The sequence below is a fragment of the Brevirhabdus pacifica genome (assembly GCF_002797755.1).
Classification (GTDB): domain Bacteria; phylum Pseudomonadota; class Alphaproteobacteria; order Rhodobacterales; family Rhodobacteraceae; genus Brevirhabdus; species Brevirhabdus pacifica.
In genome coordinates this window covers 1,144,603-1,161,147 of the sequence record NZ_PGFI01000011.1, presented here as the reverse complement: position 1 = coordinate 1,161,147, position 16,545 = coordinate 1,144,603, and the positions used below count along the sequence as shown (strand labels likewise).

General features: G+C 67.1%; 20 protein-coding genes and 1 tRNA gene. 7 read left to right on the top strand and 14 right to left on the bottom strand.

The genetic code is table 11. From position 1 onward, the window contains the following. Nucleotides 1-72 precede the first annotated feature (72 nt). The 4 genes from CLV77_RS05665 (at nucleotide 73) to aat (ending at nucleotide 3,522) form a co-directional block, all read left to right on the top strand. A complete protein-coding gene (locus CLV77_RS05665; protein ID WP_076978878.1) occupies nucleotides 73-693 on the top strand; it encodes a TetR family transcriptional regulator C-terminal domain-containing protein in 621 nt (206 codons plus the stop codon). A gap of 222 nt (nucleotides 694-915) precedes the next feature. Then, entirely contained in the window at nucleotides 916-1,419 is a 504-nt protein-coding gene (gene accB, locus CLV77_RS05660; protein WP_076978879.1) for an acetyl-CoA carboxylase biotin carboxyl carrier protein, read from the top strand. Nucleotides 1,420-1,433: 14 nt separating this feature from the next. After that, the gene (gene accC, locus CLV77_RS05655) at nucleotides 1,434-2,783 is read left to right on the top strand and encodes an acetyl-CoA carboxylase biotin carboxylase subunit (RefSeq protein ID WP_076978880.1); all 1,350 of its coding nucleotides are present in this window, start codon (nucleotides 1,434-1,436) and stop codon (nucleotides 2,781-2,783) included. 94 nt (nucleotides 2,784-2,877) lie between these two features. Next, a complete protein-coding gene (aat, locus tag CLV77_RS05650; RefSeq protein ID WP_076978881.1) occupies nucleotides 2,878-3,522 on the top strand; it encodes a leucyl/phenylalanyl-tRNA--protein transferase in 645 nt (214 codons plus the stop codon). Here aat and CLV77_RS16695 read toward each other — a convergent pair. The 6 genes from CLV77_RS16695 to CLV77_RS05620 form a co-directional block, all read right to left on the bottom strand. Continuing rightward, nucleotides 3,465-4,133 carry a DUF2155 domain-containing protein gene (locus tag CLV77_RS16695; protein WP_233128110.1) on the bottom strand — a complete coding sequence of 223 codons (669 nt, stop codon included), beginning with the start codon at nucleotides 4,131-4,133 and terminating at the stop codon, nucleotides 3,465-3,467. The two genes, aat and CLV77_RS16695, sit on opposite strands and share 58 nt — an antisense overlap. Beyond that, nucleotides 4,130-4,579, bottom strand: coding sequence for an outer membrane lipid asymmetry maintenance protein MlaD (mlaD, locus tag CLV77_RS05640; protein WP_076978882.1), 450 nt, complete (start codon nucleotides 4,577-4,579; stop codon nucleotides 4,130-4,132). The genes CLV77_RS16695 and mlaD overlap by 4 nt, the downstream gene beginning before the upstream one ends. Then, a complete protein-coding gene (locus tag CLV77_RS05635; RefSeq protein WP_076978883.1) occupies nucleotides 4,579-4,962 on the bottom strand; it encodes an NADH:ubiquinone oxidoreductase subunit NDUFA12 in 384 nt (127 codons plus the stop codon). Before CLV77_RS05635 ends, mlaD begins: the two co-directional genes overlap by 1 nt. Before the next feature lie 90 nt (nucleotides 4,963-5,052). Beyond that, nucleotides 5,053-5,436 (bottom strand): RidA family protein, encoded by a 384-nt coding sequence (locus CLV77_RS05630; RefSeq protein WP_197685754.1) that lies wholly within the window; start codon nucleotides 5,434-5,436, stop codon nucleotides 5,053-5,055. Then, complete coding sequence (gene clpX / locus CLV77_RS05625) at nucleotides 5,433-6,701, bottom strand: ATP-dependent Clp protease ATP-binding subunit ClpX (protein ID WP_076978885.1); 1,269 nt, start codon at nucleotides 6,699-6,701, stop codon at nucleotides 5,433-5,435. The genes CLV77_RS05630 and clpX overlap by 4 nt, the downstream gene beginning before the upstream one ends. Before the next feature lie 142 nt (nucleotides 6,702-6,843). Beyond that, the gene (locus CLV77_RS05620) at nucleotides 6,844-7,476 is read right to left on the bottom strand and encodes an ATP-dependent Clp protease proteolytic subunit (RefSeq protein ID WP_076978886.1); all 633 of its coding nucleotides are present in this window, start codon (nucleotides 7,474-7,476) and stop codon (nucleotides 6,844-6,846) included. Nucleotides 7,477-7,860: 384 nt separating this feature from the next. Here CLV77_RS05620 and CLV77_RS05615 point away from each other — a divergent pair, with 384 nt between their 5' ends. Further along, the gene (locus CLV77_RS05615; protein WP_076978887.1) at nucleotides 7,861-9,210 is read left to right on the top strand and encodes an FAD-binding domain-containing protein; all 1,350 of its coding nucleotides are present in this window, start codon (nucleotides 7,861-7,863) and stop codon (nucleotides 9,208-9,210) included. A 142-nt stretch (nucleotides 9,211-9,352) separates the two neighbouring features. Here the strand turns inward: CLV77_RS05615 and rpoH are convergent, their stop codons facing one another. Together rpoH and CLV77_RS05605 are read right to left on the bottom strand one after the other, a co-directional pair. After that, nucleotides 9,353-10,246: an RNA polymerase sigma factor RpoH gene (gene rpoH, locus CLV77_RS05610; RefSeq protein ID WP_076978888.1), complete on the bottom strand. Its 894-nt coding sequence runs from the start codon at nucleotides 10,244-10,246 to the stop codon at nucleotides 9,353-9,355. A gap of 216 nt (nucleotides 10,247-10,462) precedes the next feature. Beyond that, a complete protein-coding gene (locus CLV77_RS05605) occupies nucleotides 10,463-11,518 on the bottom strand; it encodes an RluA family pseudouridine synthase (protein ID WP_076978889.1) in 1,056 nt (351 codons plus the stop codon). Here CLV77_RS05605 and CLV77_RS05600 point away from each other — a divergent pair. After that, a complete protein-coding gene (locus CLV77_RS05600; RefSeq protein ID WP_076978890.1) occupies nucleotides 11,517-11,879 on the top strand; it encodes a DUF6476 family protein in 363 nt (120 codons plus the stop codon). The two genes, CLV77_RS05605 and CLV77_RS05600, sit on opposite strands and share 2 nt — an antisense overlap. 77 nt (nucleotides 11,880-11,956) lie before the next feature. Here CLV77_RS05600 and CLV77_RS05595 read toward each other — a convergent pair. After that, nucleotides 11,957-12,033: transfer RNA gene (locus CLV77_RS05595), tRNA-His, on the bottom strand. Between the two features lie 241 nt (nucleotides 12,034-12,274). On the opposite strand from CLV77_RS05595, the gene CLV77_RS05590 reads away from it, so the two are divergent. Further along, on the top strand, nucleotides 12,275-12,502 hold the full coding sequence (locus CLV77_RS05590; RefSeq protein WP_076978891.1) for a DUF6324 family protein: 228 nt from the start codon (nucleotides 12,275-12,277) through the stop codon (nucleotides 12,500-12,502). Here CLV77_RS05590 and CLV77_RS05585 read toward each other — a convergent pair. The 5 genes from CLV77_RS05585 to ribB form a co-directional block, all read right to left on the bottom strand. Further along, nucleotides 12,483-12,905 carry an MmcB family DNA repair protein gene (locus CLV77_RS05585; RefSeq protein WP_076980950.1) on the bottom strand — a complete coding sequence of 141 codons (423 nt, stop codon included), beginning with the start codon at nucleotides 12,903-12,905 and terminating at the stop codon, nucleotides 12,483-12,485. The two genes, CLV77_RS05590 and CLV77_RS05585, sit on opposite strands and share 20 nt — an antisense overlap. 623 nt (nucleotides 12,906-13,528) lie before the next feature. Next, complete coding sequence (locus CLV77_RS05580; RefSeq protein ID WP_076978892.1) at nucleotides 13,529-13,825, bottom strand: hypothetical protein; 297 nt, start codon at nucleotides 13,823-13,825, stop codon at nucleotides 13,529-13,531. A gap of 368 nt (nucleotides 13,826-14,193) precedes the next feature. Next, nucleotides 14,194-14,661 carry a transcription antitermination factor NusB gene (nusB, locus tag CLV77_RS05575; protein ID WP_076978893.1) on the bottom strand — a complete coding sequence of 156 codons (468 nt, stop codon included), beginning with the start codon at nucleotides 14,659-14,661 and terminating at the stop codon, nucleotides 14,194-14,196. Beyond that, nucleotides 14,658-15,224, bottom strand: a complete 567-nt coding sequence (locus CLV77_RS05570; protein WP_076978894.1) for a 6,7-dimethyl-8-ribityllumazine synthase — start codon at nucleotides 15,222-15,224, stop codon at nucleotides 14,658-14,660. The genes nusB and CLV77_RS05570 overlap by 4 nt, the downstream gene beginning before the upstream one ends. A gap of 3 nt (nucleotides 15,225-15,227) precedes the next feature. Continuing rightward, nucleotides 15,228-16,349, bottom strand: coding sequence for a 3,4-dihydroxy-2-butanone-4-phosphate synthase (gene ribB / locus CLV77_RS05565; RefSeq protein ID WP_076978895.1), 1,122 nt, complete (start codon nucleotides 16,347-16,349; stop codon nucleotides 15,228-15,230). Nucleotides 16,350-16,545: the final 196 nt, after the last annotated feature.

Sequence of the window (16,545 nt, the reverse complement as noted above, 5' to 3'; positions counted from 1 at the left end):
GCATCCGATCCGCGCCCTGTCCCCGGCCCGTCACGACTGCCTGCCCCCGGTCCGGCCACCATCGGAGCCGCCATGACCGACGCAGACAGCCGCCCCCCCACCCCGACCCAGCAGCGCAAGACACAGATCATCCTCGACGCCGCCCTGGGCGTCTTTTCCATGTTCGGGTTCCGGGGGGCGACGCTGGATCAGATCGCCTCGGCGGCGGGGCTGTCCAAGCCCAACCTGCTTTATTACTTCCCCTCGAAGGAGGCCATCCACATTGCCCTTCTTTCGGGGCTGATGGACACGTGGCTGGCGCCGCTCCATGCGCTGGACCCCGACGGCGACCCGCAGGAGGAGATCCTGGACTACGTCCGGCGCAAACTTCAGATGAGCCGCGACATGCCCCGCGAAAGCCGCCTTTTCGCCAACGAGATCCTTCAGGGCGCCCCCCGGTTCGAGGGGCACCTTGCGACCGATCTGCGCGCCCTTGTCGACCGGAAGGCCGAGGTGATCGCAGGCTGGATCGAGGCCGGCAAGATCGCGCCCGTCGATCCGCATCACCTGATCTTCTCGATCTGGGCGCTGACCCAGCATTACGCCGATTTCGACGCCCAGGTGCGCATGGTGCTGAACCGTCAGGACGATTCCCATTTCGACGAGGCCGAGGCCTTCCTGGAGACGCTTTACATCAAGCTGCTGACCCCCTGAGCGGCCCGCGTCGTCGCCGGCGGGCATCCGCGCCCGCATGGCCCGGCGGCCCGCCCGCCCCTTCGCGACACTTGCCGCAGGGTCGCGTTTGCGCGAGGCAGGGGACAGAATTCGTTGACACCGCTTTCCAACCCGTGCCTGCTGACGTATACACCCGAAAAATTACGGCCCTGAAATTACGGGAAACCCCCGTGCTTGCGGGCAATAAAGACCGAGGATGGGATGACAGACAAACCTCATGACGCCGATGTGGCCTTCATTCAGGCTTTGGCCGAGCTTCTGCGCGAAAACGACCTGACCGAGCTGGAGGTCCGCCGCGATTACGGCGAGGACGACAGCCTCAAGGTGCGCGTGTCGCGCCGCAAGGAAGTGGTAAGCCACGTTCAGGCCGCACCGGCCCCTGCCCAGGCCCCCGCCGCCGCGCCCGCACCGGCCGCCGCCCCCGCTGCGGCACCTGCAGCACCCGCCGCCTCGGATGATCCCGCCCAGCACCCGGGCGCCGTCACCTCGCCCATGGTGGGCACCGTCTACCTGCAGGGCGAGCCCGGCGCGCCGGCCTTCGTGTCGGTGGGTGACAAGGTCTCCGAGGGTCAGACCCTTCTCATCATCGAGGCGATGAAGACCATGAACCAGATTCCCGCCCCCCGTGCGGGCACCGTCAAGCGCATCGTTGTCGAAGACGGCGCCGCCGTCGAATTCGGCGCGCCGCTGATGATCATCGAATAAGCGCGGGTCGGCCGATGTTTGAAAAGATCCTGATCGCCAACCGCGGCGAGATCGCGCTTCGCGTGATCCGCGCCTGCCGCGAAATGGGCATCCGTTCGGTCGCGGTGCATTCCACCGCCGACGCCGACGCGATGCATGTGCGCATGGCCGACGAGACCGTCTGCATCGGCCCGCCCTCCTCGACCGACAGCTACCTGTCGATTCCGGCCATCATCTCGGCCTGCGAGATCACCGGCGCCCAGGCCGTGCACCCCGGTTACGGCTTTCTGTCCGAGAACCAGAACTTCGTGCAGATCCTGGAAGATCACGACATCACCTTCATCGGCCCCACGTCCGAGCATATCCGGGTGATGGGCGACAAGATCACCGCCAAGGAAACCATGCGCAAGCTGGGCGTGCCCTGCGTGCCCGGCTCCGAGGGCGGCGTGCCCGATCTGGCCACTGCCCAGACCGTCGCCGAGGAGATCGGCTACCCGGTCATCATCAAGGCCACTGCCGGCGGCGGCGGACGCGGCATGAAGCTGGCCCGCACCGCCGAGGAGCTGCCCGACGCCTTCCGCACCGCGCGCGCCGAGGGCAAGTCGAACTTCGGCAACCCCGAGGTCTATATCGAGAAATACCTTGGCACGCCGCGCCACATCGAGATCCAGGTCTTCGGTGACGGCAAGGGCAACGCCGTACATCTGGGCGAGCGGGACTGCTCGCTTCAGCGGCGTCACCAGAAGGTCTTCGAAGAGGCCCCCGGCCCCAGCATCGACGCCGAGACCCGCGCCCGCATCGGCAAGACCTGCGCCGACGCCGTGGCCGCGATCAACTATGCCGGCGCCGGCACGATCGAGTTTCTCTACGAGAACGGCGAGTTCTACTTCATCGAGATGAACACCCGCCTTCAGGTCGAGCACCCGGTGACCGAGGCCATCTTCGGCGTCGACCTGGTGCGCGAGCAGATCCGCGTGGCCGAGGGGCTGCCGATGTCCTTCACCCAGGACGATCTTGAGATCAACGGACACGCCATCGAGGTGCGGATCAACGCCGAGAAGCTGCCGAATTTCGCGCCTTGCCCCGGCAAGATCACCCAGTACCATGCCCCCGGCGGCCTGGGCGTTCGGATCGACTCGGCGCTTTACGACGGCTACCGGATCCCGCCCTATTACGACAGCCTGATCGGCAAGCTGATCGTGCACGGTCGCGACCGCAACGAGGCGCTGGCGCGTTTGCACCGGGCGCTGGCCGAACTGATTGTCGACGGGGTCGACACCACCGTCCCGCTGTTCCACGCCCTGCTGCAGGAGCCCGACATCCAGAAGGGCGACTACAACATCCACTGGCTGGAAAAATGGCTGGAGACCAACCTGGGAAGCTGATGGAACGATCGGGCGGAACATCCTGCCCGGTCCCTTTCCGGGCCCCTGACGCCGCCCTGCGGGCGCCGCAGACACCTTTCGGGCGCGTCCTGCCATGACCGACCGGGCACTTACTTCAACGCTGTTACTGCAGGCCTATGCCAGGGGCATCTTCCCCATGGCCGAATCCCGCGACGACGACGCGGTGTTCTGGGTGGATCCGCACCTGCGCGGGGTGCTGCCGCTGGAGGCGTTCCACATCTCGCGCCGGCTTGCGCGGCGCATCCGCCGCGGCGATTTCCGCGTCACCGTCGACCGCGCCTTCGAGGATGTGGTCAGGGGCTGCGCCGACCGCGATACCACCTGGATCAGCGACCAGATCTTCCGCCTCTACACCGAGCTTCACGAGGCCGGCCATGCCCATTCCGTCGAGGTCTGGGAAGGCGAGGAATTGGTCGGTGGGGTCTATGGCGTGGCGATCGGCGGCGCCTTTTTCGGGGAAAGCATGTTCTCGCGCCGGACCGACGCGTCAAAGGTGGCGCTGGCCTACCTGGTGTCGCGCCTGCGCGAAGGGGGGTTCACCCTGCTGGATACCCAGTTCCTGACCGAACACCTGGCGTCGCTTGGCGGGCAGGAAATCACCCGCGCCGAATATCGCAGGGCGCTGGCGGCGGCGCTGGAACGCCCCGCCGACTTCATGGCTCAGCCGCCGGAACCCGACGTCGCCTCGGTCCTGCAACGCAGCACCCACACGTCGTAGCGCGGGTGATCCAGCGGGTTCAGCGCCGGCGCGTTGGCGATCATCCAGCCCCGGAACCACTGCTTGTTGTCGTCGCTTTCCTCGCTGACCGTCAGGAAGGCATAGGCGTTCGACGACGGATCGTCCTGGGGATATCGGCATTCGTCCAGGGTGACGGTCAGATACCCAAAGGCGCGGGTCTCTCCCACGGCGAAAGGAATGTCCGTCGTCTCGCCCGACACCTTGTCGAGACCGCGAAGAATGGCGCCATCGGCCTCCACCACCACGGTTTCCGAGGTTACCCCCTCCTGGATCATCTCGGCGTCGGGGTCGCTCTGGGTCGTGGTCAGGGCGTCATCGGGCCCCGAAGGCTCCTCGAAGAGGCCCGGCTCGGTCTCCAGACCGTTGTCGATGCCGTCGGGGTTCTCGGTGACGACAGACCCCTCGGCGGGGTTGTCGTTGAGGCTGTTGGCCAGGTCGTTCAGGATCTGGTTGGCTATGTCGTCGCTGTTCTGCGCCAGCACCGGCGCCGCCGACAGCAGCGCGCAGACGCCGGCCGTGGCGGCAAGGCCGATGAGCGGGCGGCGCGGGGCGTTGCGGGTGCCGGACGCGCGAAAGGACAGACGGCTCATTGCCCCCCACTCCCCGAGACGAATTTCAGCAACAGCGTGATCAGCGACACGGCGCCCTGGGTATTTTCGACCTCGGCGCCGGGCTCCAGGTTGAAGGGCGAGCCGCCGGGAACAAGCTCCAGGAAGTTGCCGCCCAGAAGCCCCTCTGAGGCGATGACGGCGGATGTATCGTCGGGCAAGTCGATCCCCTCGCGGACGGTGAAACGGGCGTCGGCGCGGAAGGTCTTGGGGTTGAGATCCAGCGCCGTGACCGTTCCTACCTTGACGCCGCCCAGACGCACATCGGTTCCGGGCGTCACCCCCTCGACCGAGCGAAAACTCGCCGTCAGCTCGTAGGAGCCCGCCTCGCGGCTGATGCCGGCGGCACTGGCCAGATGGATCAGGAAACCCGCCGCCGCGGCAAGCACAACGCCGCCGACGATCACTTCTGTTGTGTTTTCGGCCATCACTCGGGCTGCCAGGCCTCGTAGTCCATGCGCGGCGCCGGGGCCGCCCGGCGGATCGATCCCGGGGGTGCATAGGCCATGTCCGTGCCGGTCAGGTTCTCCACATGCTCTTTTTCCCAGGGCTTGTGGACCAGCGGCACCTCGGTCGGCGGCTCGTTCCAGGTATGGTGCAGCCAGCCGTGCCACTCGGGGCTGACGCGGCTTGCCTCGGCCTCGCCGTTGAAGATGACCCAGCGGCGCTTGCCACCTTCGGTCTGGTAGAAGATGTTGCCCTGTGCGTCCTCACCGACCTTGAGGCCGTTGCGCTTGGTGAAAAGCTGGGTGCCGAGGGTCTGGCCGTTCCACCAGGTCACGGCGCGCAGCAATACAGTCTTGATCCCCATCGAAATGTCTCCGCACGTCATTCGGTTTCTTCTGTCGCGGAGCGGGTCGACCGGCATTCCGTCCGGCCCGCCGAAATACATTCGCGCGGCTCAGCCCTGCGCGGGTGCCAGCGCCGTCACCTCGATCTCGATCCGGTATTTCGGGTCGATCAGACCGCATTCGATCATCGTCGCGGCGGGGCGGGCGTCGCCGAAGGTCTCGGCCAGCACGGGCCAGCAGGCCTCGAACTCGGTCCGGTCCTGCAGCATGTAGGTCACGCGCACCACGTCCGCGAAGCCGCAACCGGCTTCCTTCAGAGCACCCTCGATGACCTTGAAGGCCGAGCGGCACTGATCCACCACGCCCTCGGGCACGTCGGGCCCGGCGGCGACGGTGCCCGCCACGTGGACAAAGCCACCCGCGACCACAGCGCGGCAATAGCCGATCTTGTCTTCGAAGGGGCTACCCGAGGAAATTCTGCGCATTCTGCTCATCCGGCTGTCGCGGGCTCTTCCTTGGCGCGGTCGGCGTAGATCAGCAGCGGCTTGGCCTCTGCCAGCACGGCCTCTTCGTTGACCACGACTTCCTCGACATCGTCCATGCCCGGAAGGTCGAACATGGTGTCGAGCAGGATGTCCTCCATGATCGAGCGCAGGCCACGGGCGCCGGTCTTGCGCTCGATGGCGCGGCTGGCGATGGCCTTCAGGGCATCCTCGGTGAAGGTCAGCTCGGCATCCTCCAGCTCGAACAGGCGCTGGTACTGCTTGACCAGGGCGTTCTTCGGCGCGGTCAGGATGGTGACCAGCGCCTCGGCGTCCAGATCCTCGAGCGTGGCGATCACGGGCAGACGGCCGACGAATTCCGGGATCAGGCCGAACTTCAGCAGATCCTCGGGCTCAAGCGACTTGAAGGTCTCGCCGATGCCCTGCTTTTCCTCTTCGCGGACATCCGCGCCGAAGCCCATTGCGGACCCCTTGCCGCGCTGCGCGATGATCTTTTCCAGACCCGCGAAGGCGCCGCCACAGATGAACAGGATGTTGGTCGTGTCCACCTGCAGGAATTCCTGCTGGGGATGCTTGCGCCCGCCTTGCGGCGGCACCGAGGCGACGGTGCCTTCCATGATCTTCAGAAGCGCCTGCTGCACGCCCTCGCCCGACACGTCGCGGGTGATGCTGGGGTTGTCGGACTTGCGAGTGATCTTGTCGACCTCGTCGATGTAGACGATGCCGCGCTGCGCCCGCTCGACGTTGTATTCGCTGGCCTGAAGCAGCTTGAGGATGATGTTCTCGACATCCTCACCGACGTAACCGGCTTCGGTCAGCGTGGTGGCGTCGGCCATCGTGAAGGGCACATCCAGAATGCGCGCCAGCGTCTGGGCCAGCAGCGTCTTGCCGCAGCCGGTGGGGCCGATCAGCAGGATGTTGGATTTCGCAAGCTCGATATCGCCGGTCTTGCCGGCCTGATTGAGGCGCTTGTAGTGGTTGTGCACGGCAACCGAGAGCACACGCTTGGCGTGCATCTGCCCGATCACGTAGTCGTCCAGAACCTCACAGATTTCCTTGGGCGTGGGCACGCCGTCGTGGGACTTCAGACCCGAGGTCTTGGTCTCCTCGCGGATGATGTCCATGCAAAGCTCGACACATTCATCACAGATGAACACCGTGGGGCCGGCAATGAGTTTTCGCACCTCATGCTGACTCTTTCCACAGAAGCTGCAGTAGAGGGTGTTCTTGGAATCGGTGCCTGAGTTCGTTGCCATCGCTTACCTCGAAGGTTCCCTTCTGTTGGCAAATGCTCCGGTGGAAACATCGGCCTTTCGCCTGTCCGAAAAGACTAAGGCAGGCGGTATGGGGGCACAATGGCAAAATGTGCCACAGGCCCCGTCCCGCCGCCCCGTCAGATCAGCTTTTGGGATCGTCGCCGCGGGGACGGCTTTCCACGATCTCGTCGATGAGGCCCCAGTCCTTGGCAGCCTGCGCCTCCATGAAATTGTCCCGCTCGAGGGCTTTTTCAACCTCTTCCAGCTTGCGGCCGGTGTGCTTGACATAGATCTGGTTCAGCCGGTCCTTCAGCTTCTGGGTCTCCTGGGCGTGGATCATGATGTCCGTCGCCTGGCCCTGGTACCCGCCCGAGGGCTGGTGAACCATGATGCGGCTGTTGGGCAGCGAGTAGCGCATGCCCGGCTCACCCGCGGCAAGCAGGAGCGAGCCCATCGAGGCCGCCTGACCGATGCACACGGTCGAGACCTTGGGCTTGATGTACTGCATCGTGTCGTAGATCGACAGGCCCGAGGTGACGACGCCACCGGGCGAGTTGATGTACATCGAGATTTCCTTCGAGGGGTTGTCGGCCTCGAGGAACAGAAGCTGGGCGACAATCACGGTCGCCATCTCGTCGTGGACGGGGCCGGAGACGAAAACGATCCGCTCTTTCAGCAGCCGCGAGAAGATGTCGTAGCGCAGCGAACCGCGGGACGTCGTTTCCTCCACCGTCGGGATGATGAAATTCTGGACCTGCTGGGTGGGGTTGAACATTATCGAGCCTCTGCTGGGTTGGGGCCTTGTAACGGGCCAAAGCTTTCAAAATGTTAGTTGCGGGCCCGGTGGGCTGCAAGGGCCAGCGCCCCAGTTTTCTTGCCGGCGCGCAATGACCCTGCGACGGGCCGGCCGCCGGGGGCGCGTGCGGAATGGCCGCCCGGCGGCCAAAGCTTGCGCCGCTGGAACGGGTTGATTGCCCCGGCGCCCGGCCTACAACGGCTAGGAGGGGTGCCGGTCCCGGCCGGTGCCCCCTTCGCCACAGGACAGGGAACACGACGAATTGAACCGCCCAAGCCCCGAGCGTGACCCCGTGACCCACCCCCTCGCCCGCCCCGTGCGCGCCCCTGCGCCGGGTGGCCGCGCCCGGCCGGGGCCTGGGCGATGAGCTCTGTCGAGACCACATCCGGTGGTACCGGGGGAGGTGTCGGAGGAGGCGCCGGCAACGGCTCGGGCAACGGCTCGGGCGGCGGCGAAAAACCGACCGCCAGCGTCGTGACCCTCGACAACCATCCCGCCAGCCTTGCCGCGCGGCGGATGCCGACGCGCGAGACCGCGCTCAACATCCTCAACGCCTTCCTGCCCGACGCCGCGGGCGAGCACGCCGATATCGCCGCGCTTGCCCCCTACCTGCGCCACCGCCTGTTGTCGGAGGCCGAGCTTCTGGAGGCTGCGCTGGCCCGCCACGGCGCCGCCAACCTTCCGGGGCTGATGCGGCTGATGTCGCGCCGCCTGCATGCCCGCGCCTGGATCCAGGCCCGCCCCTCGGTCTGGTACGGGTATCGCCAGGGGGTTGCGACCGCCGCCGACAAGATGCAGCGCGACGAGGGCCTGCACCAGGCCTGGCAGGACGCCTGCGACGGGCAGACGGGGATCGAGCCCTTCAACGCCTGGGCGCGCGAGCTGGTGGACACCGGCACCCTTGCCCACCGCAAGCGGCGCTGGTTTGCCTCGGTCTGGATCTTCACCCTGCGCCTGCCCTGGGAGCTGGGGGCCGATTTCTTCATGCGCCACCTGCTGGACGGGGACCCGTCCCTCAACACCGTGCTCTGGCGCGAGGTGGCGGGCCTTCAGGACGGCCACCCCTACCTGGTCACCGTCGAAGAGATCGCCGAGGGCTCTCCCCCCGGCCATGGGCTGTGTCACAGCGCCCTGACCCGGGCCGCCCGCGCAATCGGGGGCGAGGCCCCGCCCCTTCCCGCCCCGATCAATTGGGAGCGCGCAGACCGCATCGGCGCCACCGGGCTGGTGGTGCACGAGGACGACCTGAGCCCCGAGAAGCTGCTGCCCCACGACCTCGACATTGCCGAGATCCGGTTCCTCTCCTCGACCGAGGAGCGGGCGGTCATGCCCCCCGCCTCGGCGGTGCTGGGTTTTGCCCAGGTCGGCATGGCCGATGCCCGCCGCCGTCTGGGACCCAGCGAGAAGCCGGTGCGCCCCCTGGCGCCGTGGGGCACGGTCGAGGCGACGCTGGAATGGGTGCTGGACCGGGGTCTGCGGCAGGTGGTGACGGCCCACGCGCAGGTCGGGCCAGCCGCCGAGAAACTGGCGGACCTGGAGGCGAGGCTTCGCATCCACCGCATACCCCTGCGCCGCCTGCCCCGACGGATCGATGTAGAGACGTTCGCCCAAGGGCATGCCAGCCTGCTGCAATTCCGCCGCGCCTTTCCCGAGATGCTGAACCGTGCCGGCGTGCGCGGCACCGGCATACCCCGCACCGAGGGCTGGCAGTAGGACAGGGCAGACGAGCGGGAGCGCCCTAGATGACCCCAGATAACCTCTTGTTACCAAACGAATAACGGCGGCACGTCCGATTGGCGCGCCGCCGTTCTCACATCTTCTGATCCGCCCGCAAAACAGGCGGGGCTTGACCCGGTCACGCCGGGGTCAGCAGGCCCTTTTCCTTGGCCAGGCTGCGCATGCGGTCCTGCAACTTCTCGAAGGCGCGCACCTCGATCTGGCGGATCCGCTCACGGCTGACGTCATACTGGCCAGAAAGCTCCTCCAGCGTGACGGGCCGGTCCTTGAGACGGCGCTGCATCAGGATATCCTTCTCGCGGTCGTTCAGCACCGACATCGCTTCGGCCATCAACTCACGCCGGGCCTCCAGCTCATCGCGCTCGGCGTAGTCCTCGGCCTGGTCGGCGTCGGTATCCTCAAGCCAATCCTGCCACTGGGTCGCCCCCTCGCCATCCGAGCCAACCAGCGCGTTGAGCGAGGCATCGCCCCCCGACATCCGGCGGTTCATCGAGATGACCTCGTCCTCGGTCACGCTGAGGTCGGTGGCGATCTTCTTGACCGTATCGGGATGCAGGTCGCCATCCTCCAGCGCGCCGATGCGCGCCTTGGCCTTCCGCAGGTTGAAGAACAGTTTCTTCTGACCCGAAGTGGTGCCCATCTTGACCAGCGACCAACTGCGCAGAATGTATTCCTGGATCGAAGCCCGGATCCACCACATCGCGTAAGTGGCCAGCCTGAAACCTTTTTCCGGATCGAAACGCTTGACCGCCTGCATCAGACCGACGTTGGCCTCGGACACGACCTCGGCCTGCGGCAAGCCGTAGCCGCGATAGCCCATGGCGATCTTGGCGGCCAGGCGCAGGTGGCTTGTGACCATCTTGTGCGCGGCCTCGGTGTCCTGATCCTCGACCCAGCGCTTGGCAAGCATATATTCCTCTTCCGGCTCCAGCATCGGAAACTTGCGGATTTCCTGCAGGTAGCGGTTGAGGCCCTGTTCGGGCGACGGTGCCGGTAGATTTGCGTAACTCATCTGATCCTGTCCCATTCTGCCAAACGAACCTATGTATGTGCCATTAACATTTCAACAACATGCAGGGTTCCGTCGGGCCTGAAGCGCAAGCGGCAGTCCGCCAGCAGCGGGTCCAGAATGACCCCTGCGGCGCGATGCGTCGTCACAAATCGGCGTGGCTCACACGGTGTTGAAAAGGGCGCGACAGGCGGCGCGGGCCCGGAAAGGCCCCTAGGGTCAGCGCCCGGCCCCTTCCCGCAGGGCGGCGATCAGGCGCGCCATGTCCTCGGGCGGTGCCGCCTCGAACCGCAGGGTCTCGCCCGTTACCGGATGCTCGAACCCCAATGTGGCGGCGTGGAGGGCCTGGCGCGGAAAGGCCATCACCTGGGCCGCCAGCCCCTCGCCAAGCGCCTTGGCCGAGCTTTTGCGCCGACCGCCATAGGTCGCATCCCCGATCAGCCCGTGGCCGATATGGGCCATGTGAACCCGGATCTGGTGGGTGCGGCCCGTCTCCAGCCGGCATTCGGCCAGCGCCACCGCGCCCGGGTTGCCGAACCGCTCCAGAAGCCGCACCCGCGTCACCGCGTGGCGACCGCCCTGGAACAGCACCGCCTGGCGCTGCCGGTCGGTCTTGTGGCGGGCAAGCTGGGTGGTGATCTTCAGCAAATCGCCCGCCTCGAACGAAACGCCGCGCATGCCGCGCACCCGCGGATCGCCCGGATCGGGGACGCCGTGGCACAGCGCCAGGTAGCGCCGCTCGACGCTATGGGCCTCGAACTGGGCGGCAAGGCCGTGGTGGGCCGCGTCGCTCTTGGCCACGACCAGCAGGCCCGAGGTGTCCTTGTCGATGCGATGAACCACGCCCGGGCGCTTCTCTCCGCCCACGCCCGACAGGCGCCCGTCGAAATGGTGCAGCAAGGCGTTGACCAGAGTGCCCGAGGGGGAACCCGGCGCCGGGTGCACGACCATCCCCGCCGGCTTGTTCAGCACGATCAGGTCGTCGTCCTCGTGCAGGATCTCCAGCGGGATTTCCTCGGCAAGGATATGGCTGTCGATGGCGACGGGAACGGCGATGCGCACCAGATCCCCCTCGGCAACCCGACCCTTTGGGTCGGTGACGGTGATCCCGTTGCAGGCGACACCACCCTCGGCGATCAGCCGGGCCAGGCGCGTGCGGCTCAGGGCCGCCTGCTCTGGCACATCGCGGGAAAGGGCCTTATCAAGACGGGCGGGCGGATCGGCTGCGATCCGGAACTCGACTGTCTCGACCTTCTCGGTAGGGGAACCGTTCATGGATGATGCTCCTCAGCCGGCTGACCTGCCGGCAAATATCAGGTTCCTGCGGGTCCTTGTGACGGCGCTGGCGGTGACGATGATCGCGGGGCTTCTAACCATTGTCGGCCTGCTTGTCATGCGATTCAGTGCAGACACGGAAAAGAGCGCGGCATCTGCCCCCACCGGGCCCGCTGCGGCCGGTCTGCCGGGGCTGGCCGAACTGGCCGCCGGGCTGGACCTGCCGGCCGGCGCGGCGCTTCGGTCGATCTCGGTCGTGGACGATCTTGTCATCGTGGTGACCGAGGACGCGCGCCTGCTGGTTCTGGACCGCACCACCGGCGCCCTGCGCCAGAACGTGGCGCTGGACCCCGCCCAGTAAGCCCGCGAACGACAGAAACCACGCGAAAACAGCGTCTTGTGCCCGCTTTTAGTGGTCGATCCGAAGGATGGTTGGGATGGTACCGCCTCCCCGGCTTGAACGGGGGACCTCCGGATCCACAATCCGGCGCTCTAACCAACTGAGCTAAGGCGGCACTGGCTGTGGCGTTTACCCCCGGCCCGGAAAGTTTGCAAGAGCGACCGGCGTTTTTTCCTGCCCCCTTTCGGCTTTCCTTTATCCCCCGATCCCGGCACGCCGGCGCGGCGCTGGCCCGGGGCGTGCGGAACGTGGCCACCAAGGCCCCAAAGCCCCCTATCGGCCCCCGCGGGCCCTATGCTTGGCCTTGTGAATCCGTGCCCGCCCGCTTAACAAGCCTTGGTCATCAGGAGGCCATCATGGGCATCAATTCAGAAAGCGATATCGCGGCCAATCTGCAAATCGGTCCCACCACCGAGGGCATGGTGCGAATCTATGTCGAGGCCGAGGGCGTCGACCTTCCTTTCGACTTCGACCCCGAAGAAGCGCTCGAGATCGCCGAGGAGCTGAAGGCCGCCGCCGAGCAGGCGCGGCACATGACCGCCAAGCCCGCCGGGCGCGGCAAGCCTAAGGGCGGTAAGCGCTGAGCATCCCCGGATCGCGCAGACCCTGCAACCGCAGGGCCGCGTGGCGGGCAAACTTGCGCATCAGCACCTTGCGACGGGCTGCCGGCAGGCGCCGTTCCTCGCCCATGCGCAGGATCTCGGCGTCGTAGCCATCCGCCAGCAGCAGGCCGGTGCCCTCGGGCAGCAACTCGGCGGGAAAGTCGCGATCGACCGCCCAGAAATAGCGATCACACCATTCCAGGTAGCCCTGCCATTTCCGGTCGCCGGTGAAATCCGCGCGGCAGGACTTGCACTCGATCACCCAGATTTCGTCCCGGGGGCCCAGCCCCATCACGTCGACCCGCAGGCCACGGGCGGGGACGAATTCCTCGACGGTGACGAAGTCATGGGCCCGCAGGTGGCGGCAGACGCCGCGCGCCAGCATCTCGCCGGGCCGGTCTCGGGCGGGCACGGGCGAGCGTGGCGCCAAAGGATCGGCGCGCGATGCTTCGGGCTGGGGCGCCTCCGCCGCCACGGGGTCGGGACGGCGGTAAAGGGGTCCCTCCTCCCAGCTGTCATCGCCGCCCGTGGGCTGTCCGCTCTGGCTGTCGTTATCCTGCATGGGCAAGGATATGAACGTTAGGTGAACAAAAATCAAGCGACCCGGGGGGTTGCCGCAAGGGCGGCGGCGGCTTACCTAGGCCCTGTGGCGGGTGCTGTCCTTCCCGTGACGAGGTTAAATTCCGGTGGCCTTAAGCAACTCCGAGGGAGCTGGCTCTGGCAGGATCCTGGTTCTGCTACCTGGTGCCCACCTGTATACACAGGTCCTCGGGAATTCATCACCTCAACGGTCGCGTACGGGCCCGCCACGCAATTCCCCCTTCGACATTTTCAGAACCTCCCCTTCGGGGCCGCGCGCGGCGTGGGCTTTGCCCTCCCCAAAAGCGGCGCACCCCTCCGCCCGCTGGGGCGAAGGGGTGCGCTCTGCTCGAAGGGTTGTGCCGCCGGGCGGCACGGTTTCATGGGGGAATGGCCGGGGCGGCGATGCCGCCCGTCACCACCCGGGCGTCAGCGACGCGCGGGGGCGTAGACCGGGATCGCGGCGCGGGCCGGCAGGGCGCTGCGGCTGCCCGAGGGGCGCCGGTCCATGCGGTCGCGTGCGGAATGGATCAGGAAACGGATGCTGGTGAAGGCGATGGCGTTGAAGAGCAGCAGCATGCCCGCCGCGACCAACCCTTCGTCCGAGCTGGTCACCACCTCCCAGAGGTTTGCCACGTTGAGAACAAGCAGCACCGAGACGAAACCTGCCGCCATCATGAAGCCATAGAGGCCATGGGCCAGCAGTGAGCGATAGAGCTTTGTCATCGAAGTTCCTCACAAGTTGCACCAAAAGGCATAGCGCATCTTGGAGGGATAATCTCCGCCACCAGCCCCGCCCCGCCCCGTTCGGCGAGGTTCTGCCGAACCCCGCGCCCCTTGTTTTGCGGGGCATGGGCGGCTCCGGTCCGGATTTTCCCTACCAGCAAAGGAGATAGCCGAAGGGCACCCGACGCGGCGCGGGAGGCTGCGGCCCCGGCGATTGTGGACAACTGCCCCCGAAGGACAGCCAGCCGGGCCGGGCCGCGCCCCTCGGAAACGAGGGGCGGCGACGCCGCGCCCCGGCCGTGACAGCGGATTTGGGGATGGGGATTCGCGCCGCCCGAAGGGGCGCGCGCGTGGTGGTCAGCGGTGGCTCAGAATGCCTCCGGCCGGGCCTCGCGGGCCATGTGGTCCAGGACGCCGTTGACGAACTGCGCTTCCTTGCCCTCGGGGAAGAAGGCGCGGGCGACATCGACGAACTCGTTGATGACGACCTTGGGGGGGGTGTCACCGGCCGTCAGCTCGGCGCCGGCGGCACGGAAGACGGCACGCAGGGTGGGGTCGATGCGGGCGATGGGCCACTTGGCGACCAGAGCACGGTCTGCCATCTGGTCGATCAGCGCCTGCCGTTCGACCGCGTCGTTGACCAGCCGCCGGAAAAGGACCGGATCGCCCTCGGCCATCTCGTCGCCCTCGTAGGTGGCGCCGAAGCGGTGATCCTCGAACTCGACGGTGACCTTCTCGACCGTGCTGCCCGAGGCCTCCATCTGAAACAGGGCCTGCACGGCGTAAAGCCGCGCGGCCGAGCGCATCTGGCGTTTGCTCTCGCGGGTGTCGCTCATGCGATGTCCGTCCCCTTGTCCTGCCCCGCCATGCGGAAGGGCGCCTGTTGCGTGCCGGTCGTGCCGGATGCCCCGTCTGTCTCGGACCCGCCCGCGGGCCAGCGCCGCGACAGGGCGACCAGGTGCAGGGCCGCCGCGGCCGCGCCGCCGCCCTTGTTCTGGCCTTCCGGGTCGGCGCGAACCTCGGCCTGATTGCGGGTCTCGACCGTCAGGATGCCGTTGCCGATGCAGGCCCCGTCCAGCCCCATGAGGGTCAGGGCGCGGCTGCTGTCGTTGCAGACGGTCTCGTAATGGGTGGTCTCGCCACGGATGACGCAGCCCAGGGCGACAAAACCGTCGAAATTGGCGCCGCGCCGGGCGATGGCGATGGCACCGGGCACTTCCAGCGCGCCGGGCACTTCGACCACCTCGTGGGTGGCGCCGGCCTTGTCCAGCGTGGCGATTGCGCCGGCCAGCAGGTCGTCCGCGATGTCCTTGTAATAGGGCGCCACGACGATCAGCAGCCGCAGCGGCCGGTCAAAGCCGGGCAGCGGCAGCACGTGATGGGTCTCGGTTCCGGCCATCGGTCAGTCCTTCGTTGCAGCGGGATCCAGCGGGATCGGACGGGTGCCTTCGATGGACAGGCCATAGGCATCCAGCCCGACGACGCGGGGTGTCGGTGAATTGGTCAGCAGCACCAGGCGCGACAGACCCAGGTTGGACAGGATCTGCGCGCCCAGCCCGTATTGCCGCAGGGTCTGGGGCGAGGCCGCGCCGTCGGTCGTCAGCTTCAACGTCGTGTCGCGCAGCAGGACCAGCGCGCCGCGCCCCTCCTGGGCGATGATCTCCATCGCGCGACCGAATTCCTGCGACCGGCCCGCCGGGCCGACGCCGATCACATCATGCATGGCGTCCAGCGCGTGCATGCGCACCAGCACGGGATCGTCCCCCGACAGGTCGCCCTTGACCAGGGCGATATGCTCGTCACCGTGGGTCTCGTCGGTGAAGACGCGCATCTGCCACTCGCCGCCGAACTCCGAGGTGACGGTTCGCTCGGTCGAGACCTTGACCAGGTTGTCGTTGCGCCGCCGGTAGGCAATCAGGTCGCTGATGGTGCCGATCTTCAGGTTGTGCAGCTGGGCGAAGGACACCAGATCGGGCAGCCGCGCCATCGAGCCGTCGTCGTTCATGATCTCGCAGATGACGCCCGAGGGGTTCAGCCCGGCCAGACGCGCCACGTCCACCGCGGCTTCGGTGTGGCCCGCGCGGACCAGCACGCCGCCGTCGCGGGCGCGCAGGGGAAAGATGTGGCCGGGGGTGGCGATGTCGGCGGCGGCCTTTGCCGGGTCGATGGCCACGGCGACGGTGCGGGCGCGGTCATAGGCCGAGATGCCCGTCGTCACCCCTTCACGAGCCTCGATCGAGATGGTGAAGGCGGTCTCGTGGCGCGACGAGTTGTAGGAGGCCATCAGCGGCAGGCCCAGGGCGTCGATCCGCTCTCCGGGCAGCGACAGACAGATCAGGCCGCGCCCGTGGGTGGCCATGAAGTTGATCGCCTCGGGCGTCGCCATCTGGGCGGGGATGACCAGGTCGCCCTCATTCTCGCGATCCTCGTGATCGACCAGGATGAACATCCGTCCGTTGCGCGCGTCATCCAGGATCTCTTCGATGGGCGAGATCGCGTCGCTGTAGCTGTCGTGGTCTGACATGGGGCGTGGCTCCGGGCGGTGAACGTCTTGCGGGCGCGGTGGCCTGCATGGGCTGGCGGATCATGGGCCGGCCCGGCGCGCGCCGGTCGGTCCGGGGGGCTGATAGCCCGTCGCGCCGGGGGAATCCAGAGCATGTTGCGCCGCCCGCTCTGCGATGACGCCGCGACGCCCCCGATGACAGGCGGGGCCGCGCCCC

Coding starts and splice junctions, on each gene's coding strand:
- CLV77_RS05665 (WP_076978878.1), top strand. CDS start 73: ATGACCGACGCAGACAGCCGCCCCCCCACCCCGACCCAGCAGCGCAAG.
- accB (WP_076978879.1), top strand. CDS start 916: ATGACAGACAAACCTCATGACGCCGATGTGGCCTTCATTCAGGCTTTG.
- accC (WP_076978880.1), top strand. CDS start 1,434: ATGTTTGAAAAGATCCTGATCGCCAACCGCGGCGAGATCGCGCTTCGC.
- aat (WP_076978881.1), top strand. CDS start 2,878: ATGACCGACCGGGCACTTACTTCAACGCTGTTACTGCAGGCCTATGCC.
- CLV77_RS16695 (WP_233128110.1), bottom strand. CDS start 4,133: ATGAGCCGTCTGTCCTTTCGCGCGTCCGGCACCCGCAACGCCCCGCGC.
- mlaD (WP_076978882.1), bottom strand. CDS start 4,579: ATGGCCGAAAACACAACAGAAGTGATCGTCGGCGGCGTTGTGCTTGCC.
- CLV77_RS05635 (WP_076978883.1), bottom strand. CDS start 4,962: ATGGGGATCAAGACTGTATTGCTGCGCGCCGTGACCTGGTGGAACGGC.
- CLV77_RS05630 (WP_197685754.1), bottom strand. CDS start 5,436: ATGAGCAGAATGCGCAGAATTTCCTCGGGTAGCCCCTTCGAAGACAAG.
- clpX (WP_076978885.1), bottom strand. CDS start 6,701: ATGGCAACGAACTCAGGCACCGATTCCAAGAACACCCTCTACTGCAGC.
- CLV77_RS05620 (WP_076978886.1), bottom strand. CDS start 7,476: ATGTTCAACCCCACCCAGCAGGTCCAGAATTTCATCATCCCGACGGTG.
- CLV77_RS05615 (WP_076978887.1), top strand. CDS start 7,861: ATGAGCTCTGTCGAGACCACATCCGGTGGTACCGGGGGAGGTGTCGGA.
- rpoH (WP_076978888.1), bottom strand. CDS start 10,246: ATGAGTTACGCAAATCTACCGGCACCGTCGCCCGAACAGGGCCTCAAC.
- CLV77_RS05600 (WP_076978890.1), top strand. CDS start 11,517: ATGGATGATGCTCCTCAGCCGGCTGACCTGCCGGCAAATATCAGGTTC.
- CLV77_RS05605 (WP_076978889.1), bottom strand. CDS start 11,518: ATGAACGGTTCCCCTACCGAGAAGGTCGAGACAGTCGAGTTCCGGATC.
- CLV77_RS05590 (WP_076978891.1), top strand. CDS start 12,275: ATGGGCATCAATTCAGAAAGCGATATCGCGGCCAATCTGCAAATCGGT.
- CLV77_RS05585 (WP_076980950.1), bottom strand. CDS start 12,905: ATGCTGGCGCGCGGCGTCTGCCGCCACCTGCGGGCCCATGACTTCGTC.
- CLV77_RS05580 (WP_076978892.1), bottom strand. CDS start 13,825: ATGACAAAGCTCTATCGCTCACTGCTGGCCCATGGCCTCTATGGCTTC.
- nusB (WP_076978893.1), bottom strand. CDS start 14,661: ATGAGCGACACCCGCGAGAGCAAACGCCAGATGCGCTCGGCCGCGCGG.
- CLV77_RS05570 (WP_076978894.1), bottom strand. CDS start 15,224: ATGGCCGGAACCGAGACCCATCACGTGCTGCCGCTGCCCGGCTTTGAC.
- ribB (WP_076978895.1), bottom strand. CDS start 16,349: ATGTCAGACCACGACAGCTACAGCGACGCGATCTCGCCCATCGAAGAG.